General features: G+C 66.7%; 18 protein-coding genes. 11 read left to right on the plus strand and 7 right to left on the minus strand.

Translation table 11 applies throughout. From position 1 onward, the window contains the following. Positions 1-155 precede the first annotated feature (155 nt). Positions 156-1,088: an HNH endonuclease gene (locus BZB76_RS18985; RefSeq protein ID WP_121435740.1), complete on the plus strand. Its 933-nt coding sequence runs from the start codon at positions 156-158 to the stop codon at positions 1,086-1,088. Positions 1,089-1,961: 873 nt separating this feature from the next. Continuing rightward, positions 1,962-2,528: a hypothetical protein gene (locus BZB76_RS18990; RefSeq protein ID WP_147449467.1), complete on the plus strand. Its 567-nt coding sequence runs from the start codon at positions 1,962-1,964 to the stop codon at positions 2,526-2,528. A gap of 408 nt (positions 2,529-2,936) precedes the next feature. Here the strand turns inward: BZB76_RS18990 and BZB76_RS19000 are convergent, their stop codons facing one another. Both BZB76_RS19000 and BZB76_RS19005 read right to left on the minus strand, forming a co-directional pair. Then, positions 2,937-3,137 carry a DUF397 domain-containing protein gene (locus BZB76_RS19000; RefSeq protein WP_121435743.1) on the minus strand — a complete coding sequence of 67 codons (201 nt, stop codon included), beginning with the start codon at positions 3,135-3,137 and terminating at the stop codon, positions 2,937-2,939. 2 nt (positions 3,138-3,139) lie between these two features. Next, positions 3,140-4,015, minus strand: coding sequence for a helix-turn-helix domain-containing protein (locus BZB76_RS19005; RefSeq protein ID WP_121435744.1), 876 nt, complete (start codon positions 4,013-4,015; stop codon positions 3,140-3,142). A gap of 83 nt (positions 4,016-4,098) precedes the next feature. Between BZB76_RS19005 and BZB76_RS34250 the strand changes: the two genes are divergently transcribed. After that, a complete protein-coding gene (locus BZB76_RS34250; protein ID WP_147449468.1) occupies positions 4,099-4,299 on the plus strand; it encodes a hypothetical protein in 201 nt (66 codons plus the stop codon). Between the two features lie 63 nt (positions 4,300-4,362). After that, entirely contained in the window at positions 4,363-4,785 is a 423-nt protein-coding gene (locus BZB76_RS19010; protein WP_121435745.1) for an ATP-binding protein, read from the plus strand. Between the two features lie 348 nt (positions 4,786-5,133). On the opposite strand, the gene BZB76_RS19015 is transcribed toward BZB76_RS19010, so the two are convergent. Further along, positions 5,134-6,393: a hypothetical protein gene (locus BZB76_RS19015; protein WP_147449469.1), complete on the minus strand. Its 1,260-nt coding sequence runs from the start codon at positions 6,391-6,393 to the stop codon at positions 5,134-5,136. Between the two features lie 96 nt (positions 6,394-6,489). Next, positions 6,490-8,502, minus strand: coding sequence for a DUF262 domain-containing protein (locus BZB76_RS19020; protein WP_170180678.1), 2,013 nt, complete (start codon positions 8,500-8,502; stop codon positions 6,490-6,492). A 360-nt stretch (positions 8,503-8,862) separates the two neighbouring features. Here BZB76_RS19020 and BZB76_RS19025 point away from each other — a divergent pair, with 360 nt between their 5' ends. Next, positions 8,863-9,789, plus strand: a complete 927-nt coding sequence (locus BZB76_RS19025) for a hypothetical protein (protein ID WP_121435748.1) — start codon at positions 8,863-8,865, stop codon at positions 9,787-9,789. A gap of 266 nt (positions 9,790-10,055) precedes the next feature. Further along, a complete protein-coding gene (locus BZB76_RS19030; protein ID WP_121435749.1) occupies positions 10,056-11,603 on the plus strand; it encodes an MFS transporter in 1,548 nt (515 codons plus the stop codon). 46 nt (positions 11,604-11,649) lie between these two features. Here the strand turns inward: BZB76_RS19030 and BZB76_RS19035 are convergent, their stop codons facing one another. Beyond that, entirely contained in the window at positions 11,650-12,294 is a 645-nt protein-coding gene (locus BZB76_RS19035; RefSeq protein ID WP_147449470.1) for a hypothetical protein, read from the minus strand. Between the two features lie 392 nt (positions 12,295-12,686). Between BZB76_RS19035 and BZB76_RS19040 the strand changes: the two genes are divergently transcribed. Then, the gene (locus BZB76_RS19040) at positions 12,687-13,178 is read left to right on the plus strand and encodes a carbohydrate-binding protein (protein WP_121435751.1); all 492 of its coding nucleotides are present in this window, start codon (positions 12,687-12,689) and stop codon (positions 13,176-13,178) included. A 207-nt stretch (positions 13,179-13,385) separates the two neighbouring features. Next, positions 13,386-13,913 carry a carbohydrate-binding protein gene (locus BZB76_RS19045; RefSeq protein WP_147449471.1) on the plus strand — a complete coding sequence of 176 codons (528 nt, stop codon included), beginning with the start codon at positions 13,386-13,388 and terminating at the stop codon, positions 13,911-13,913. 12 nt (positions 13,914-13,925) lie between these two features. Here BZB76_RS19045 and BZB76_RS19050 read toward each other — a convergent pair whose 3' ends face one another. Together BZB76_RS19050 and BZB76_RS19055 are read right to left on the minus strand one after the other, a co-directional pair. After that, positions 13,926-14,429, minus strand: a complete 504-nt coding sequence (locus tag BZB76_RS19050; protein ID WP_121435753.1) for a hypothetical protein — start codon at positions 14,427-14,429, stop codon at positions 13,926-13,928. Positions 14,430-14,459: 30 nt separating this feature from the next. Next, positions 14,460-15,167, minus strand: a complete 708-nt coding sequence (locus BZB76_RS19055; RefSeq protein WP_121435754.1) for a hypothetical protein — start codon at positions 15,165-15,167, stop codon at positions 14,460-14,462. 122 nt (positions 15,168-15,289) lie between these two features. Between BZB76_RS19055 and BZB76_RS19060 the strand changes: the two genes are divergently transcribed. The 3 genes from BZB76_RS19060 to BZB76_RS19070 all read left to right on the plus strand — a co-directional run bounded on the left by BZB76_RS19060 (position 15,290) and on the right by BZB76_RS19070 (position 18,645). Beyond that, the gene (locus tag BZB76_RS19060) at positions 15,290-15,883 is read left to right on the plus strand and encodes a class I SAM-dependent methyltransferase (protein ID WP_121435755.1); all 594 of its coding nucleotides are present in this window, start codon (positions 15,290-15,292) and stop codon (positions 15,881-15,883) included. Between the two features lie 124 nt (positions 15,884-16,007). Continuing rightward, positions 16,008-16,502: a phosphatase PAP2 family protein gene (locus tag BZB76_RS19065; RefSeq protein ID WP_147449472.1), complete on the plus strand. Its 495-nt coding sequence runs from the start codon at positions 16,008-16,010 to the stop codon at positions 16,500-16,502. Between the two features lie 127 nt (positions 16,503-16,629). Beyond that, positions 16,630-18,645 (plus strand): NACHT domain-containing protein, encoded by a 2,016-nt coding sequence (locus BZB76_RS19070; RefSeq protein ID WP_121435757.1) that lies wholly within the window; start codon positions 16,630-16,632, stop codon positions 18,643-18,645. Positions 18,646-18,739: the final 94 nt, after the last annotated feature.

Here is an 18,739-nt window from a genome sequence, read left to right on the forward strand (position 1 = left end):
CGTCGCGGTTCGCGTCTGTCGCGATCCTCCTGACCGCGGATGCCGGGTTGAAAAACCGCGCTTGATGGTGTGGCGATGCCGTGATCGCATCGTGGGTGCAACGGACAAGCGCATAGGCTCTTGAAAATCTGAGCTTCGCACGCAATGATAACTTTGTGAAAGCTTATGTGGGTGTCACCGATGGGAAGTGGGCGAGCTTCCTCGCAGCGCGGCCTATGCTCAGTGAGGTCAACTTCTGGCGTCCTTCAAGTGGCAATGAGTTTCGCGTACTAACTCCGGGAGAACCATTTTTTTTCAAATCACACCACCCGAGTAATAGAATAGTGGGTGGAGGTTTCTATAGCGGGTTTGCGCGCTTGCGTGCATCGGAAGCATGGGAGTTCTACGAGGAAGGAAACGGCGCGTCAGACCTCCTGGCCATGCGTGATCTCATTGGCTCCTACCGGAAGGAAGTGATCAAACCTGGTGAGGATCCGGTGATCGGCTGCGTGCTGCTGCGCGATGTACGCTTCTTTCCATCCCAAGAGCAACCGGATCCGCCGCAAGACTTTGCGCGTAACATCGTCCAGGGCAAAGGATATGATCTGGCAACTCATGGCGAGGCATATTATTTTCGTGAACTGATCACCCGCCTCCTCGGACACGGCGTCGATGTGGACTTGGCCGAGACTTGGCACCGTCCTGGCCCTGTTTATGGCGACCCAAGGCTAGCGCCACGCCGGCTTGGCCAGACCGCATTTAAGGCGGTAGTGCTAAATGCTTATGACGGTCGATGCGCTATTACCGCGACCAAGATTCGCCCGATTCTTCAGGCGGCCCATGTCAAGCCCCTTCCCAAAGGTGGAGAGCATAGGCTTGACAATGGCGTCCTGCTACGTTCCGATGTACATACCTTGTTCGACCGAGGATACCTCGGTGTGGACCCGAACTACCGCCTCCTTGTCAGCTCTCGACTGCGAGACGAGTTCGGCAATGGCGAGCAGTACTACCGTCGAGCTGGTGAGCAGATCAGGCTACCGCAGCGCAAAATAGACCGGCCGAACAAAGAGTTTCTCGAATGGCACGCGGACGAGGTTTTTAAAAAGTAGGCGTGACGCTGTCCTTTGCGACACTTACTGATAATCGAACATCAGTGATTCCGGTGTTGGCGGCGGCCACTGGCTCTATGCCGTTCTCAACGTCTGCTAACCGGCATCCGATAAGGGTGCTTCGCCAAAATGCGCGGTGAGTTCGCTTGGTAGTCTAGTGTCACCTCGTCTTCAAGGCGGAGCCAGCGTGATTCTGCAAGCTGTCGTTGGGCCTTGCCGACCACGTAAATTCGTCTATCGGCGATTGGCAGGAAGGCACTCAGTTCTACGCCTGAGTGAAGCGGCCTTGCGCACTTTGCATACTTACAGAATGTGGTATTGCGTCCCTTAGGGCCGGCATAGACGGCAATCGTGTGTCGATATGGCAGTATCCTTCGGCATTCGTGTGTTATTACATCAACCGCAACATGGTGGTCTTCCTGGCGGGTGACGCCAAGCGCATGGAGGAACTGAACGATTCGGTACGTGAGTTCCTCGCCTGGGATCACATCTTCGGCCGGACATACGAGTTGGACCTCACGGCCCAGCAGATCAAGCAGGTTGAGACGCGGCGGGCGAATGCAAACCAGGCCGTAGGGCTACGCATCCGGGGAGACTCTCTACTGGACGCTTCTTCCCGTCCAGCAGTCCGGCGGGCACATCACATGGCAGGTCGAGAAGGCCGAAGGTCGGCAAGACTGGCTGGCCGAGCGGGTCAGCGCCAAGCTGAAGCAGGTTGACGGCCTGCGGGTGGTGCAGGCTGCGTCCGTGATCAGGAGCAACCTAGACCGGGAACTCGCGAGTGTATGGGAGAAGGGCTACATCTCGGTCGGTGAATTGTGGGACTACTACTGCCGGTACCCATAACCTCCACGACTGCGTGACCGTGATGTGTTGGATGGCGGTGTCCTCGCGGGGCTTGGTGAGCTGGACTGGGAGAACACCGGCTTCGCGCTGGCAGCGGGCTACGACGAGAAGACCGACCGGTTCAGCGACCTGCATGTCCCTCACCTGCACGGCTCCAGGTGGCAGGTCACCGATGGGACGTTGCTCGTCCGGGCGGACTTGGCACTCGCGCAGTACGAGGCGGACAAGGCAGAGGCTCGCGTGGCCGAGCGGGAGAAGCAGAAGGGCACGACTCCCGGAGGCGGAGAGGGTACCTCGACGGTCGCACGGGTTCCAGGGACTGGTACGGACTCGACGCCACCGCCGCCGCCAGGGCCGACGAACGTCCGGTTCTTCGGGGTGGCCAAGCTCAACCCCGAGTTGCCGCAGAAGAGCTTCACCAAGATCTACACGGAGCTTATCCAGCACTTGAGCGCCGTGGACGGGACCGAGCTGGAGATCACGCTGGAGATCAGCGCGAAGAACGCTGAAGGATTTCCGAAAGACAAGATCCGCATCGTCTCCGAGAACGCCAAGGTCCTGAAGTTCGACCCGTTCGGCTTCGAGGACCAGTAAGAGGCGAAGGGCCGGGAGCGATCCTCCCGGCCCGGCTGGTGAGTGCGGCTGATGGCTGTCTGGCTAGAGGTTGTTGAGACAGTCCGCGCAGCGGACGACGGCGGCTCTTGAGGTGTTGCCCTCCGTTGCCGGTACCGGGTGGTCAGCGCTGATGCGATCCCAGAGCGCGGGATCAGGGTCGGGTATCCAGCCCCAACCGCTTTCCGGGTTCAAGACGTCATCTTCAGCGATGTGGCTGCACGCTCCCGGGACGTGTGCCATGTTGCGGCTGGAGATCAACAATGCGTCCGGTCCGAACCGTGTCCACTGGTAGTAATTCTCGTATGGTCGCCTCGGCGCGGCCGTCGGAAGGTTGCAGGCGCAGCCCAGGCCGATGGTGAGTCCGCATTTTTCGCACTCGGCCACGGTTTAGATGGTCCTGTCTTCCGCATGGATGGACTTCAGGAGAGTCCTCCACTCGTGAGGCGTAAACTCAAGGATCGGACTGTTCTTGCCTGATTTGCTGTCGCGTACACGGATTACGTTGTTACGGGAGTAGCTGACTTCGACGCAGTCGCCGTTCGGTGCACTGTGACTGGACTTGCGCCAGTGTTCGTAGGGGGAGTTCATACTTACGATCCTGCCAGGTCCCTCAACTCGTTGGCGACATCCTCCAGAAACGTAAGGCTTCTGACGGGCGACAGGGAAGCTGTTCGCAAGCGCTTGTACAGCTCAACGTACCGAGTTACCTCCGAGGTCTCAGTATGCACGAGGTCGGCGTTCACGGTGTCGGCGATCGCGATTGGGTGGTCTTGCGGATCGGGGAAGGTGTAGATCGCAAACGTCGATCTCGCGAGGAAGCCACCTTCGATCCTTGCGTTGATCGGCAAGACATGGATGGTGAGGCGTGGCTCTGCCGTTGCGGTCTCCACCAGATGCATTAACTGCGCTCCCATGACGTCGGTGGGGACGGCCAAACGGCGGATGACGAACTCATCGAGGACTAGCTCATAGTTCGGGCCACTTGGTCCGAACCCAGCCTCTTGCCGCCGTAGACGAGCTTCAAGCATCCGGTCTGGGTGATAGGCCAGTGGACCATCGGCCTTGTCCAGTTCGACCAGCGCCAATGCGAATCTGGGCGTCTGAAGGATCCCGGGTAGGCCGAACTGGTTGTAGCCGCGGATGGTGGCGGCGCCGGATTCGATGTCGGCGTACATGCGCTGGCGGGCGCCCATGGTGTCGCCGTAGGCGTCCCACCAGCCGCGTTCGGCAGCGTCGCGGGCGATGGTGACGATGTTCTGGTACTGGTCGGCTGGGGGCTCCAGGACGTCCAGAAACTTCATGACGACGCCGATGTCGGGCCGGCAGCGGGCGTTCTCCAGCTTGGAGATCATCATGCGGGACCGGTAGATCCGCCCTGCCACATCGTCGGCGGTCAGGCCGCGCTGCTCGCGCAGGGTGCGGAGGTCGGTGGCGAGACGTCGCCGCCGGACGAACGGGCTGGACACCGGTGACCTCCAAAGATCGTGCCGGTGAGCGGGGAGGGGCGCCGCTCGGGGGTCGGCATGTCCCAACTCTGTGTTATCACGTGATGTCCGAGCGTGGCATCGATTGCCGCGTGTTCGAACACGGCATTCCGGTGAATGCCGATCCGTTCGGTGACGTTCCGGCGGTGAACGTTCCGCGCCCGAACAGTTCCGTTCGTTTACGTGACGCGGATAAACGTTCGTGGGCGGACCGTGCATGTCTACGGGTGGGCAGGCCGAGCGGCCACTGGGGCGTACTCGAGTGAACACTCACGGTGAGGATGGGACGGCTCAGTGCCGCACCGTTCCAACAACCCACGAGGTGACCTATGCTGCTCGCCGTTTCCGTCCCGGCAGACTCCGGTTCGATGATGTTCTGGCGCCGCGACTTCCCCGGCACGACCGATCAGGCGCGTGTCGTCCGGTCGTTCGCCGCGCACCTGCTGGCCGGATTTCCGGGCCTGGACGACGTGCTTCTCGTCCTGGACGAACTGTCCGTGAACGCGATCAGGCACACGCGATCCGGCCTGGAAGCCGGCAACTTCACCGTCGACATTCAGAAGGACGCGGCCGGGGTGATCGTCATGGTGTCGGACGCGGGAGGCCCGGGGGAGCCGTGCGTCCCCGTAGGCGAGGAACTGGCTGAGAGCGGCCGGGGCCTGCTCACCGTCGAGGCACTGGCGGCCACTTGGTCATGGATGGGTGACACCTGCGGACGCACGATCCGCGCCACCTTTCCCGTCCGGGCGTGACCCGTCGCCTCCCCGGAAATCCGCCGAGATGCCGCGTCATCGCGGGAGGTCTTCGGGACATGGATACGCAGGCCCGCTTCTGCTCAGTACCGTTCGCCATTCCGGCGGTGGCGGCGAACGAAGGTGTAGCCGGGCTTCAACGGTCCCCGGTTGGCGACTTCCGCCGCATATGCGCCGCCCTGTGCGCGTCGATGGCCTCGTCGCTCGGACTGTGTCCGGCAGGAAGCCGCCGGACGAACCCGGAAACGGTGTGTGCCTGTACCTCCTGGACGGCCAGGGGGCGCGTCCGTTGCTTGGGACGCCGCTTCGGTCGGCTCGGCACAACCAACGGGGAGTAACTGAGCAGTGTTATCGGAGTTCTTCCCGGCACCGGTGGATAGGTGGGACGCCCGCGTGAGTCGAGGGAGCCTTGACGCGGCTGACCAGACCGGACCCGATGAGCCGCGCCACAGCCTGGGTGATCCGCTGGGTCTGCCCGCGCGGAAATCCGAGCTCGCCGACCATGCTACGTTCCAGTGCGTCTTCCGCCAGGACCGCGCGTCCTTCGGCATCGAGATATCCGAGGATCTGGAGTGTCCTCAGCACCCAGTCGGTATCGCTCAGGCCGGTCGGGACCGCGCTCCTGGAGCCGCCAGGTGCGGTTTCCCTGATGATGACCTGCGGATCGTAACGGTGCGCGATGATACGACCGTCGATTGTGGCCGCCGTTCCCCGGATCACGAGAGGACCCTCAAGCTCGTGCGTTCGCCCGAAGAACGTTCTACGTTCTGGTATCCAGGACATGTCGAGAACGATTCCGGGGAAGAAATCACTGGGCCAGCCCGGCGGCTCAAGGACCAGGTGCGAGCCGTCATCGCTCAGTTTCGTCCTCACCACGCGGACCCTGCCCGCCTCAGCCCACGACCGATGATCGATCCCCAGAGATATGCCAAGGCCTGCGCGCCTAGCAGTGATCTTCACTCCGGCGGGGATCGGGAGAACGCCCCGGCGCAGATGTTCGCGGTGAAGCGTCTGACGCCAGGTGGGCATCCTCGCGGACGTGCGGAACGCCGAGACTCCGTTCTCCATGTGGCCGGGCTTCGCCTCAGGCCCGGTACCAGGAGGAGTTTGTTCGGCTGGTCGGCCGAGAGGTTTCCGGTTGTGCTGCTGAGGTTCAACGAACCCACCGGCCTTCATGAAGGCGTTGGTCAGCGCGCTGAAGTCGGTGGGCGTTCTGTGCTGAGGAGGCTTTTCCGCCATGCGTCGGGCGACCGCCTTCACTGCCGGATGCTCGGTCGCCTTCTCGAGTGCGGCCTTTACCCGCCTGTGAGTGGCCGGGTCTACGCGGGCGTGGATGTCGAGGAGCAGATGCTGTTGTCTCTTGAGGATGCCCAACTCCGCTGTGGACGGATCGCCCAGCTCGCTCGCCGCGATCTCCCCGCGCACCTGCCACAGCGCCATGCGCAGCGCCGCTGTCCTGCCCCTCCCCATCCGGAGCTCTCGGATGAGCACGCCCGGGTTCACTCCGCGCGCCACCCTGGAGCGGAGGTCGTGGGCTTGCCCGCTGACTGTCGCGGAGGATGCCGTCCCCTGCTGTTTCTTCGACCGCCGCCTGGCGTTTCTTGCCATATGCCACCCGTATGCCGAAATCCCTCGGTAGCAACGTACTCCGCGACTTCAGCCGCTGGTAGGGGTATGAACTGCGCAAACGTGTCTGGTAGCGGTCTATTCGACGCTGGTCACCGGGAAGGGCAGCCGGTCCTCCGTCCAGGGGATCTCTTCGAACTCGGGGAGCTCTGAAAGCGGGCGGGCGTCCTGCTCCTCCCGCTCCATCATCTCCCGCCAGGCGGTGATGGTTCCGGTGACGAGATACGGGCCGACCGCGATCTCCACCGTGTCGTTCTCCACCCGGACGGGTGCCGGCTCTCCGGCGATCTCGATATCGCCGTCGGTGCCGTTGTCGGCCTGGTCGATAGCGGTGACAAGGTCGTCGAAGACGAACGAGCCCGTCCATTCGAAAGTCAACTCCGGATCGTCGCCTTTCGCTGTCGCCACCATACGACCGATGTCCCAACTGCTGCGGTACAGCTCGAACCGCAGGGAGCAGCCGGGCTGCTGCTCCACCCGGTCGGCGGATTGGTCGAGCCAGCTTGGACGGAAACGATCCAGCAACTCTGTCATCGCCGTTGCCAGCAGCTTGCGGCGGGCCGTGAGGAACTCGCGGTACGCTGCCGCGTCGCGCAGCGGAACGTCGAACGGGACGAAGTGTGCTCGCAGTTCTTCCCTGGTCAGGGGCGGGAGGCGAGTGTCGACGAAATAGACACTGGGCGACCGATCGCTGATCGTGCGGTTCGCGCGTCCCGAGATGAAGGCCAGATTCGCCAGGTCGTTGATCTCGGCCTTGCTGTACTTCTTCGGGTGGTCCTTCAGCGTGGCCTGCGGATGAATGTGGTGGTACTCCAGCCTCTGCGCGCCCTCCGCGGTCGCCGAGATCTCCGTGCCGAACCACCAGTCCTTCGCGCCGGCGTCCTTGGCCACCAGATAGCTGAGAGTGAAGTACGCGCTCTCCCGGGTCTTACCGACGAGGTCCTGTGGTGTCACCTCGACGTGGCTTCCGACAACACCGAGATTGGTGAGGAGACGCCTGACCGGTTCGGGTTCGCGCGCGGCGGGGATGTCCTGGCCAAGACGGGTGTCGGTGGAACTGCTGTAGCGGTTGCGGAGACCGGCGAGGAGGAACCAATAGAGGATTCCGTCTCTGGTTTCGGCCTCGAGCGGCGCGTCCGGACGTTCTCCCAGCAGCACTATCAGCGGCAGAAGCGAGATGTGGGAGGTGATGAGGGCACTGCTGGTGATCCTGAGGTTCTGCTGGAGTAGCGGGACCAGGTGGCGAAGTCCCCGCTGAACGGTCTCCCACCCCTGCTCGAGCTCATCGTCGGACGCGGCCGCGAGACGGCCGTGCGACCAGGTGGACAGGCCGCGTCCGAGGACGGCACCGGTCAACGCCCGGGTCAGGAACGTCACATCGAGATCACCGTAGTGACGGGTCGCCCAGTGCTCGGCCTCGTCTTCCAGTTTGGTGAGCACACCCGGCCACCGCGCCGAGAGGGTGGCGAGCGCCAGGTCGCTGGTCTTCAACGCCCGGCCACTGTTCACCCGGACGAAGATCTGGGCGACCTCCTCGTAGCCGAAGCCGGCCAGGATCTCCATGTGGAAAGTTCGCTTGGGGATGGCGCCCAACTTGTTGAGTCGCCTGCCGAGATCCCACGACCCGGTCTGGATTCCGGCCTCCAGCAGTTTCCTCTGGATCTCGAACAGGTCGGCGTCCTCGCGGAGCACCTCGTGCACCTTGATCCAGCGGGCGTCCTTCGCGGTCGCCGCACTCTGGTTCTGGAAGTGCTCGGTGTCGACATTGAAGACGATCTGGGCATCCGGGTGGTCGGTGAACACTCGGTGCAGTGAGGTGAGGCGCTGCTGGCCGTCGAGGAGGAAGAGAGGTGGCACCGGCGAGCCGTCGGGGGTGGAGCCGACCGCCAACTCTCGGGTCTGCGGCGCTTCCGTCGTCCGCCACAGCAGCAGGGACCCGAATGGGTAGCCTCGATACAGCGAGTCGACCATCTTGGCGACCTGTGTCGGCTTCCAGACGTAGCCGCGTTGTATCTCCGGAAGCCGGATCTCGCCGGAGGTCACCTGGCCGATCAGAGTGCCGATGTCGCGTTTGGTCTCCTCAACGGGCATGGAGGACGCCTCATTTCGCTCGCCGCCAGCGGAGGGGGAAAGGATACGACGACCGCGGCCCATATTTCAGCGATTGCGCAATCCGGCCACCCGGTCACATCGAGAAGAGCCTTCGGTGAGCTGCTGATGGCCGAGACGGTCTTCTCCGCCAACGGTGTACCGGTACTTCGGGCAGTTCTGGCGCAAGGTGCTGGTTCTGGGGCGAGGTCGGACGTCCCGTCCGGTACGGGGCTGTCAAGGCGACCAATATGGATGTTCGCCAGCTGAGAGGTCAGCAGAAGATGGCTGATGGGTGCCTTTACCGTTTGTTGCTGCTGGCGGACGATGTGTCCTCTACGGCTTGTACATCTCGGGGGACGCATGGCGTCGATACCGGCACGCACCGGCCACAGCACGAATTGCGCGAAAGCCCGAACGCCACCATGCGCCTGCTCTTGCGGGGGCGCCGAGCACGGCTGGCAGGGCGCCCTCGCCATCGCCGCCGACCCGTCCGACGAGGACCTGCGCGAGCTCACGAGGAATGCCGAGGACTCCTGGTACGCGGGCAAGGGCAAGGCCGAGAACGCCGGCACCCGCGCGCGCAAGCCGTGGCCGCAGACCAAGGACGGTCAGCTGGCAGCGATCGGATCTTTCGTCGCGGATGTCGTCCGGTGGCTGCGGCGTGATCGCACGTTGTACCGAGCCACAGACGAGCTCGGTGAACCGTTCTGCATCTCCCGTAAGACCCCGGACGGCTCGCGGCGAAAGCCGACCCAAGACGAGCACCAGCGGTTCGTCGAGAGCCACGTGATCTGGCGGCTGCGCAGTGACTTCGACAAACCGGGCATCGACGCCTTTCAAGCGAAGGCTCGTGCGGCGCATTTCTGGTGCGAACTCTTGGCACAGACAGCCAATGCCCTCAAGAAGTACGAAGAGCAGTACGACCGAGCACAGCAGGCGGTGGTCAGCGCGCTTATGAGCGCAGGTGAGGAGCGTCCGGACGGCTGGACCGCCCTTTTCCAGCATGCGGATGTGATGAGGCGGGCGGTAGAACTGGTCTTCGAGAACCTGCCGCGCCTCGCGACCGGCGGTCTCGTCCTCAAGGACGTGTTTTCCCTGCGCTGGCCGATCTGCGTCTTGGCCGTGCTGATGTGCCGGGAACCGCGCCGTCACCAGGCCGTCCTTGAGCACTGCGTCAAGCCGATCGCCGAGCACGGGTCGGCGGAGATCCGTGAGCAGGTCAAAGACCGTCTCCGCGAGGCGTTTCCGCTTCACTGGCCGCCATCGCCCTCAGCGGATGGACCCTGATGGCGCAACCGTTCGCGGACCGGTGAACCAGGGGAGGCCTGAGGCCGCGTGGGAGCCGGCGGAACCTGCGGAGTGGTGGCCGACCGCGAAGCAGACGAGCGGGGACGGCTGCCTACCTAGGTCGTGCGGACTGGACGGTATGGGACCTTTGGCCTAGCGGGCCTTAAGGCGGAATCGATTGCCTTGTTGATGACTTGCCTTACCTGTAGGCGACTCGCGGTCGGACGGGCGGGCGCCGGGTATTCGGGCGAGGAAGGGAATCGGACATGGCGTCTGCGCGCAGGCGGTGGATCGGGTTGGCGGTGCTCACGCTGCCCACGTTGCTCATCTCGATCGACATGACCGTGCTGCATCTGGCGATTCCGCAGCTGGGCGCCGATCTGGAACCGACCGCGAACCAGTTGCTCTGGATCCTCGACATCTACGGCTTCATGATCGCGGGATTCCTGGTCAGCATGGGGGTGCTGGGGGACCGGATCGGGCGGCGGAAGGTGCTGTTGGTCGGGGCGGGTGCCTTCGGTGTCGCGTCCCTGCTGGCCGCGTACTCGACCAGTGCCGAGATGCTGATCGTGTCCCGTGCCCTGCTCGGCGTGGCGGGGGCGACGTTGATGCCGTCGACCATGTCGCTGATCCGCAACATGTTCCCCGACGACGCGGAACGTACCAAGGCCCTGGCCGTCTGGATGGGCGGCTTCATGGTGGGGTCCGCGATCGGGCCGTTGGTCGGCGGGCTGCTGCTGGAGTTCTTCTGGTGGGGGTCGGTCTTCCTGCTGGGCGTTCCGGTGATGGTGATCCTGCTGCTCGCCGGGCCGTTCCTGCTGCCCGAGTACCGCGACCCGAAGGCCGGGCGGCTCGACCTGTTCAGCGCCGTCCTGTCGCTGGGCACGGTGCTGTCGCTCATCTACGGCGTCAAGCGCGTCGCCACCCATGGCGTGGACGGGACGGTCGCGGTGGCCATCGTGCTCGGCCTGGCGCTCGGATTCGTGTTCGTGCGGCGGCAGCGGCGCCTGGACGACCCGATGATCGACCTACGGCTGTTCCGTTACCGCAACTTCAGCATCTCGCTCGCCTCGTTGATGGTGGGACTCGTCGCGATGGGCGGTGTGCTGCTCTTCGTCAACCAGTACCTGCAGCTGGTCCGGGGGCTGTCGCCTCTGGAGGCGGGGCTGTGGATGCTTCCGCAGGCCGGTTCGGTGCTCGTGAGCACACAGTTCGCGCCGAGGGTCACCGGCAGGTTCCGTCCGGCGGTGGTGCTGGCGGGTTCCATGGGCGTCGTGGCCGTGGGCGTGCTTCTGATCAGCATCGGCACGTTGGCGTGGGTCGTCATCGGAATGGTCGTGATGGGCCTGGGCTTCGGCCCGTGGATCCTTCTGGCGCTCGACCGGATCATCACCACGGCACCGCCCGAGCGGGCCGGTGCGGCCTCGGCGATCTCGGAGACCGGGCAGGAGTTCGGGCTCGCCGCCGGGCTGGCGCTGCTCGGCAGCCTCGGCACGGCGATCTACCGGGGTGGGCTGGACGACTCCCTTCCGGACGGGGTCACGCCGGCCGCCGAGAGCGCGGCCCGGGAGAGCCTCGCCGGGGCCGTGGAGACCGCCGAAGGGCTTCCCGGGCCGGTCGGTCCCGCGATGCTGGACGCCGCACGGGACGCCTTCACCACCGGTCTGCAGGTGACGACCCTCGTCAGCGCCGCCATCGTCGCCGTGGGAGCCGTCGTGATCGGTCTGCTGACCCGCCACGAACAGGCGCCCGTCCAGGAGGAGGCGGTCGGTGCGACCGACCTCCCTCAGGAGACGTCCAAGGCCCTCCCCTGAGGGGACGGAGTGACCGGCGCCACCACGCCGGGCCGTCGGAGATCACTCAGCACGGCTTCCAGGTCTTCCCGCCGGGCGCGTAGCAACGCGGGCCCGTGTAGCCCGGGTAGCCGCCGCCGTTGTTGGCGTTCGACGTGGGGCGCGGTGCCTGCGCCGGGCGTTTCTGCTTCGGCTTGCGTTCGAGCTTCGGCTTGGGTTTCGGCTTGGGCTTGGTGAAACCGACCTTCCACTTTCGCTTGCCGTGGTGCAGGGTCACCCTGCTGCCGCTCGTCATGCTCGGTGCGCAGAGGCTGATGACGCCGGTGCCCTGGTGACCGGGGAGGACGTTCCCGTCCAGGTATAGGGACTTGGCCACCGAACGGACCGTGACGCCCTTGGCGTTCACCAACTTGAACGGAGAGGGCACACCGGTGAGCGTCCCCTGTTCCAGGGGAGTGAGCCCGTTGTTGGTCACGATCATCCGCGCGACCACGCAGTTGTCTCCAGCGATCCGCTTCGCCTTCACGGCGGTGACGTTGTAGACGACGGCCGCCGGGGGAGGGAGAGGGCTGAAGGACTCGGTCGGCATGGTCGCCGCGCCCGCGCCCACACCGGACGAACTGGCAGCGCGACTCACCAGGCAACTCGCCAACAAAAGCAGAACCAGGACCAGCGTGCCGACGAACAAATGCTGGCGATTCGTGGAACTCACGCCGGGAGCTTAATGGTCGGCAGTGCGCTCTGTCCCTGGAAATCCCCGCTCCGACCTGCGCCGATGACGTTCGGCCGCGGAGTGTGCGGCCCGAGTGGGCCCGGGCGGGGCCGTGGAGGTCGCAGAACGTGGTTCGGTCTGCTGATCCGCCACGGGCGGGCACCCGTCTTCCCGCCACGGCCGACACCGGCCAGACGGCGTCCGATGCCCTCTTCCGAAGGGGGGAGGTCGCTCCGAACTGAAATGCTGCTCGCTGCTGAGTTTGTCTGAGTTTCGGTCGGGTTTGTCGCTATTGTCGGCGCTCAGCAGCCTGGTTGGGGGCCGTGGGACGTGGGAGGTCGTGTGCGCCAGACAGCCGTCGTGGGTGGTTCAGTGCGAGGACGGACGGGACGATGATCCGCCTGCGTCAGCCCACCGGGCTCCGGTGGTACGTCCTGCTCGGTGTCGTCCAGGTCATCGTTCTCGGCGCGGCTGTGGGGTACGCGGCCCGGCTGTCCGAGGACCCGGGCAGGTCTCCGGGGCCGGTCGTGACCGGGGCGGCTCCCGGCGTCCGGGCTTCCGGGGAGATGACGGCGCCGCCGGTTCCGGTCGGGCCGAGGCGGAGCGGGACCGTCACGCCGTCTCCCGCGGCGGCCGTCACGCCGAGGACGCCCGCTCCCACGACGTCCGGTGTCACGTCGCCGCCCGCCACGTCCCGGTCCGCCACACCGCGCCCGACCCCGTCACAGACCCGGCCCACGGTCGCCGCGTGGACGGCCGGTGTCGGCTACCGTCCCGGCGACAGGGTGAGCCATCGCGGCGTGTCGTACGTCTGCAGGCAGGGGCATATCGCGCAGTCCGACTGGCAGCCCCAGGACACTCCCAACCTGTGGAGTCCCGCCTGAAATCGACGCCGGAATCGGTGGCCGGACGAGGGGCGGCGCCATTGTTCGTAGAGGGGAAAGAGTCCGGGTGACACGTTTCGTTGGAGTGTGCGACCATTGTCGGCGCTCAGTCACCGGTGCCGCCGCGAGACCCCGGGCGGCCGAAACGGGAGGTCGTGTGCGCCGAAGTCCCGTCGTGGACGTGAACGGTCCTGGAAGGGCCGGCTGATGGCCCACGCGCGTCCTCCTTCCAGAACGCCCAACCGTCGTCGGCACGCGGTGCTCGGCGCCGTCGTCGCGGTCGTGCTCGTGGTCGTGGTGGTGTACGCGGCCCTGGGTGACGCGGTCGGATCTCCCGATGGTCCGGGTCCGTCTCCCGCACCGGCGATGACCGGCGCGGGCCCCGCGGTCAAGTCGGGGGCACCGGCGGCGCAGCCGTCCGACGCGGTCGGTGTGGGACGGAACAGCTCCCCGACGCCGTCCTCCCCGACGACGAGCACGACGAGTACGGCCACGCCGACGCCGTCGTCCACCACCAAGCCCAGCCCGCCGCGCACGACGGCGCCGCCACGGCCCGAGGAGACGCCGACGAATCCGCCGCGGCGGCCCGGCGTCCCGCCGTGGACGGCCGGTGTCAGCTACCGTCCCGGCGACGCGGTGACGCACAACGGGTCGAACTACGTCTGCAGGCAGGCGCACACGTCGCAGAACGACTGGCAGCCCCAGGACACCCCCACGCTCTGGAGCGCGGCGTGAGGCGGAGACGCGCTACCGGTCCTCCGGGATCCGCTCGCCGGGCAGCTCCACCTTCGTGATCTCGAAGAAGTCGTTGGGACGACCGGCGTAGTGGTCGGTGATCCGGGACTCGACGTGAATGTCGTCCCAGGCCGCGGCCGGTTCGAGGCCGACGCACTCGTGCGGGTCCGCGGGGCGGATGTCGAGGCCGGTCCGGTGGTCGACGAGCCAGCAGTGTTCCAGGGTGACCGAGTCCTGCCGGAAGTACACCGGGTCGTCGGGCAGGTCGTCCGGGTGGACCTTTCCGAGGACCCGCCCCCAGCGGCCCTTGGCGTAGGCGGCGTTCGCGACCCAGGTGATGAACAGCGGCGGTCCGGTGAAGACGTAGCGCCGGCGGCGTCCCTCCCGGCGGACCTCGGTGAGGGCGGCCTCGGCGTAGAAGGCCGTGCTGCTCTTACGCATGAACACCGCGTAGGCGACGTCGCCCGATTCGGTGACGACCTTCAGCACTCCGCCGGGGGTGAACCGGACACCCATCTGCACACTCCCTCGTCCGGGACGGCATGATCATGGCACAGGAGCGCCGCGCCCTTCCAGGCAGGGCGGGGCCTCGGGGACGGCGGTTCGGCCGCGTCGCCGCGTGCGGACGAAGTGGTACACGATGAAGGCGATCGTCGCGGCGGCCGACGTCCATACGATGACCTGCCCGACGGTCGTGAGGACCTCGTTCCTTCCGGGAGGCAGCACGGCCATCTGCAGGGCGGCGCCGACCGGGACGGTCACCCTCGCGAGCAGACCGACCGGACCGGGCCGGGGGATGCAGGCGCCCACGACGCCCAGGGGGAGTCCGAAGACGATGCTGGCAGGCAGCCACACGATGTCGACCGTGTTCAAGGAGAACACGCCTCCACCGTCCTCGACGGCTTCCACGATGCCGTAGGCCGCCGTCGCCAACAGCAGGGCCAGCGCACCGGCGGCGGCGCCCCTGGTCAGGGCCTGTGTACCGGGTGTGGCATGTCCGGCGCGGACGACCAGCCATCCGACCAGGACCGCCAACCCGGCCCACGCCCATCCGACGTCCAGCAGCAGGCTGACGATCTCGGCGACCGACCAGCCCTCGGTCGTGGCGGTCCGGCTCTCGAGGTCCACGGTGCGCAGGGCGAGGGCGTTGGCCAGGGCGGTCAGCGCGCCGAAACCCGCTCCGGCCACCAGCACGCCCACGAGGGTTCGTAGCGGACGGCTTGGAGAGCGCTCGTCCGACCGGGTGTCGATCATGTCCTTCTTTGTACCCTACGAAGATCGTCTTTGTGTTTCATCCGCACGCGGGCCGGTTCCGGCTAGATGCGGCTTGGCAAGAGTGACTCTTCCGCTACGTCTGCTTTCGGTACCTTGAGTGGATGGGTGATGGCACGTTCCTTTTCAGGGAATTCCTTCGCTGTCCTTTACAGGTCGGCGCGGTCCTGCCGAGTTCGCCGTCGCTGGCGACGGTGGCGGCCCGGACCGTGCCGGAACACGGGGACCCGGTCGTGGTCGAGCTGGGACCCGGGACGGGGCCGATCACCAGGGCCGTGCAGGAGCGGCTGGGGGAGCGCGGACGGCATGTCGCGGTGGAGGTCAACCCGCGGCTGGCCGAACTGCTGGAGCGCCGCTGGCCGCAGGTGACGGTGGTGCGCGGGAACGCGGTGCGGCTGCCGGACATCCTCTTCCGGCGGGGCCTGACCGCCGACGCCGTCATCAGCTCGCTGCCGTGGGCGTCGTTCGGCGGTGAACTCCAGGACAGGTTGCTGGCCGCCACCCTGAACGCGATGCGGGACGACGGCGTGTTCTCCGCGTTCGCGTACGTCCATGCCCGGCTCCTGCCGTCGGCCGTGCGGTTCCGGCGGCGGCTCGACGCGGCGTTCGGCGAGGTCGAGGTCAGCCCGGTCGTCTGGCGGAACGCCCCGCCCGCCGTCGTCTACTTCTGCCGCGACCCGAGACAGGGAGGTCGTTGAACGGGTGACGGGAGGCGGCGTCCACCGCCAGGGCGTCCGAGACCTCGCGTTACTTCTGGGGCTCACCACGTCGGTCGCCGGTCTCTTCGCTCTCTACCGCCCGTTGAACGACGGACCGGCGCGCTTGGATCTGAAGACCCCGCCGGACGAGTGGATCCCGCTGGTCACTCCGTTCGTCGTCCCCTACGTGTCGGCGATGCTCCTCGCCCCGCTGACGCTGGCCGTGCTGCTCACCGTGAACGCCCGTCTCGCCAGGTCGGCGCTGATCGCGACCGTGCTCACCCTCCTCGTCGCGTACGCCGTCTACGGCTTCGCCCAGACGTACGTACCGCGACCGGCCATCGCCGGGGACGACGTGTTCGCGCAGTTGCTCCGCACCGTTTACCGCAACGACGAGCCGTACAACTGTTTCCCGAGTCTGCACAACGCCTTATCGGTCATCATGGCCGTGCACTGGGTGCGTCTCAGCCCCCGGATCGGGCGTTGCGTCGCGGCCTGGTGCGGGCTGATCATGGTCTCGACGCTGTTCGTCCATCAGCACTATGTGGCCGACATGGCGGGTGGAGCGGCGGTCGCGGCGTTCTCCTGCTGGGCGGGACTGCGTCTGAGCCGCGAGTGACCTAAAGTGGCCAACCCCGGTGCGGTCACGAGGCCACCACGGCAGTCTGAACGCATGTAGCGAACACGCACCGTGAGGGACTGGTGGCGGAAACGTGAGAAGGCCCTCCTTCCTCGGCAGTGGCCTCATGGCAGTTCTGGTGATCCTGGCGATCGTCGTGCTCCCGCTCTTCCACGAAGCGGGCGGCGGCCTGCTCCCCGAGGAGTTCATCAAACGGCACCAGCTCGGGTTCTGGACGGTGTTCGGCCTGATCAGCATGCTGGCGATCGTCCTGTACTGGCTGGAGCGGCTGGAACGACGCCGCGCCCGCACCGAGCACCCGCCGCCCGGCGAGGATCCGCTCGAACGCGCCGTCGGCCAACTGTCCAGAACCGTCGACGAGTACTGGCGCCGGGAGGCCGCCCGGCGCGGCATCGGCGACCACGACCGGCATCTGCCGTTGCGCTGGAGCGTACGGACGCCCGAGGGGACGCCCGAACCCTTATCGCACACCGGCACGCTCACCGAGGCGATCGTCGCGACCTACCGTGCCTCGACCGGACGGATGGTGATCCTCGGCGAGCCGGGCAGCGGCAAGTCCGCCCTCGCGATGCTGCTGACCCGGGGGCTGGTGCGGGCCGAGGACACCGAGGCGCCCGTGCCCGTCCTGCTGTCGGTGTCCGGCTGGGATCCCGCCGAGGAGGAACTGGAGACCTGGGTCGCCGGACGGATCGCCGACGACCACTCGTACCTGCGTTCCACGGACGTCTACGGCAGGGGCGCCCCCGCCGGGCTGGTCGCCCAGCGGAAGGTCATCCCGGTGCTGGACGGGCTCGACGAGCTACCACGCGCCCTGCGCTCCCTCGCGATCCGCCGCATCGGCGGCTCGTCCTTCGACGCCTTCGTCCTGACCTGCCGGTCCGCCGACTACGCCGACGCCTCCCGAAGCGGGGGCGCGCTGGTCCGCAACGCCACCGAGATCCGACTGGAACCGCTGCGACCCGACGACGTCACCCTCACGCTCTTCCGCGACTACGAGCCGGGGCAGCGCGGCCGCTGGGGACCGGTCCTCGAACGGCTGCACTCGGGCACCGACACCGCGCTGGGCGCCGCGTTCAGCACCCCACTGATCGTCTCGATCGCCCGCGACATCTACCAGGATCCGCGCAACGATCCGGAGAAGCTCCTCGACCGGCGCCGGTTCCCCACCTCCGAGGCGATCCGGGCGTACGTCCTGCGGTCGCTGGTCCCGACCGTCTTCCCCGTCGACCTGTCGCGGGAGGCGCTGCGCGAACCGGGCGCGTGGGACGGTCACCACGCCGAGCGCTGGCTGCGGTACCTGGCGCGCAGCATGCAGGAGCGGCAGATCGGGGACATTCGCTGGTGGGAGCTGCCGTTGCTGGCGCGCCGCACCGAACGGATCCTCGCGGCCGCGGTGGGCGCGGTGATCGCCGGGTTTCCCGTCGGCCTCGGGTACGGTGCGCTGACGAGGCCGCTGTGGGGGCTGATCGCCGGGCTGGTCACCGCGGTGCTCCTCGGCGCCTGCAGCGCGGGCACGCTCCCCCCGCCCTCCGAACTGCACTTCGGTCTGCGCAAGAGTTGGGCGCCGGGGCTGAGCGGCGCCGTGACCGCGGCGGGCGGCGGCGTCGTGGCCTGGGCGCTGGAGGGCAGCACGAGCTTCGTCGCCGTCGTCGCGCTGGGGCTCGGCATGCCGATCGGCATCGGTTACGGCCTGGCCCAGCCGGACGCGACCGTCCGCCCCACCAGTCCGCGCCGGTTGCTGCGGCAGGACCAACAGGTCGCGGTCGTCTTCGGTCTGCTCTACGCGGTGACGACCGGCGTCGTGTCCGGCATCAGTATGGGGCCGCTGTTCGGCGTCGTGTTCGGCGTCGGGTGCGGGCTGGCCGGAGGGCTGCTGTACGGGCCGATCTGGCTGCTGGCGTTCCAGACCCAGAACGTCGGGGTCATCGCCTGGGTGCACTATGTGCTGATCCGCGTGCTCCTGGTTCCCCGGGGCCGCCTTCCGCGCCGCACGATGGCGTTCCTCGAGGCCGCCCACCAGCGCGGTGTGCTCCGGCAGGTCGGCACCATCTACCAGTTCCGGCACGCCGACCTGCAGGCGAGCATCGCCGCAGGCGGCCTCAACGGCTCGGGCCTGCGCTGACGCCGTCGGGGGCGCGGGTGGCGAGCCCGTCCGGGAGGAGGTCGGCGCCGAACGGCCACTTCCGGACTCCTTGACGAGTTCGCTGGTCCGGCTC

The sequence above is a fragment of the Actinomadura pelletieri DSM 43383 genome (genome assembly GCF_003634705.1).
Classification (GTDB): Bacteria; Actinomycetota; Actinomycetes; order Streptosporangiales; family Streptosporangiaceae; genus Spirillospora; species Spirillospora pelletieri.

Excerpts from the sequence above, each read along its gene's own strand:
- BZB76_RS19000 (WP_121435743.1), bottom strand. The coding sequence starts at position 3,137 with ATGAACTCCCCCTACGAACACTGGCGCAAGTCCAGTCACAGTGCACCG.
- BZB76_RS34250 (WP_147449468.1), top strand. The coding sequence starts at position 4,099 with ATGTCCGAGCGTGGCATCGATTGCCGCGTGTTCGAACACGGCATTCCG.
- BZB76_RS19010 (WP_121435745.1), top strand. The coding sequence starts at position 4,363 with ATGCTGCTCGCCGTTTCCGTCCCGGCAGACTCCGGTTCGATGATGTTC.
- BZB76_RS19015 (WP_147449469.1), bottom strand. The coding sequence starts at position 6,393 with ATGGCAAGAAACGCCAGGCGGCGGTCGAAGAAACAGCAGGGGACGGCA.
- BZB76_RS19020 (WP_170180678.1), bottom strand. The coding sequence starts at position 8,502 with ATGCCCGTTGAGGAGACCAAACGCGACATCGGCACTCTGATCGGCCAG.
- BZB76_RS19025 (WP_121435748.1), top strand. The coding sequence starts at position 8,863 with ATGGCGTCGATACCGGCACGCACCGGCCACAGCACGAATTGCGCGAAA.
- BZB76_RS19030 (WP_121435749.1), top strand. The coding sequence starts at position 10,056 with ATGGCGTCTGCGCGCAGGCGGTGGATCGGGTTGGCGGTGCTCACGCTG.
- BZB76_RS19040 (WP_121435751.1), top strand. The coding sequence starts at position 12,687 with ATGATCCGCCTGCGTCAGCCCACCGGGCTCCGGTGGTACGTCCTGCTC.
- BZB76_RS19045 (WP_147449471.1), top strand. The coding sequence starts at position 13,386 with ATGGCCCACGCGCGTCCTCCTTCCAGAACGCCCAACCGTCGTCGGCAC.
- BZB76_RS19050 (WP_121435753.1), bottom strand. The coding sequence starts at position 14,429 with ATGGGTGTCCGGTTCACCCCCGGCGGAGTGCTGAAGGTCGTCACCGAA.
- BZB76_RS19055 (WP_121435754.1), bottom strand. The coding sequence starts at position 15,167 with ATGATCGACACCCGGTCGGACGAGCGCTCTCCAAGCCGTCCGCTACGA.
- BZB76_RS19060 (WP_121435755.1), top strand. The coding sequence starts at position 15,290 with ATGGGTGATGGCACGTTCCTTTTCAGGGAATTCCTTCGCTGTCCTTTA.
- BZB76_RS19070 (WP_121435757.1), top strand. The coding sequence starts at position 16,630 with ATGGCAGTTCTGGTGATCCTGGCGATCGTCGTGCTCCCGCTCTTCCAC.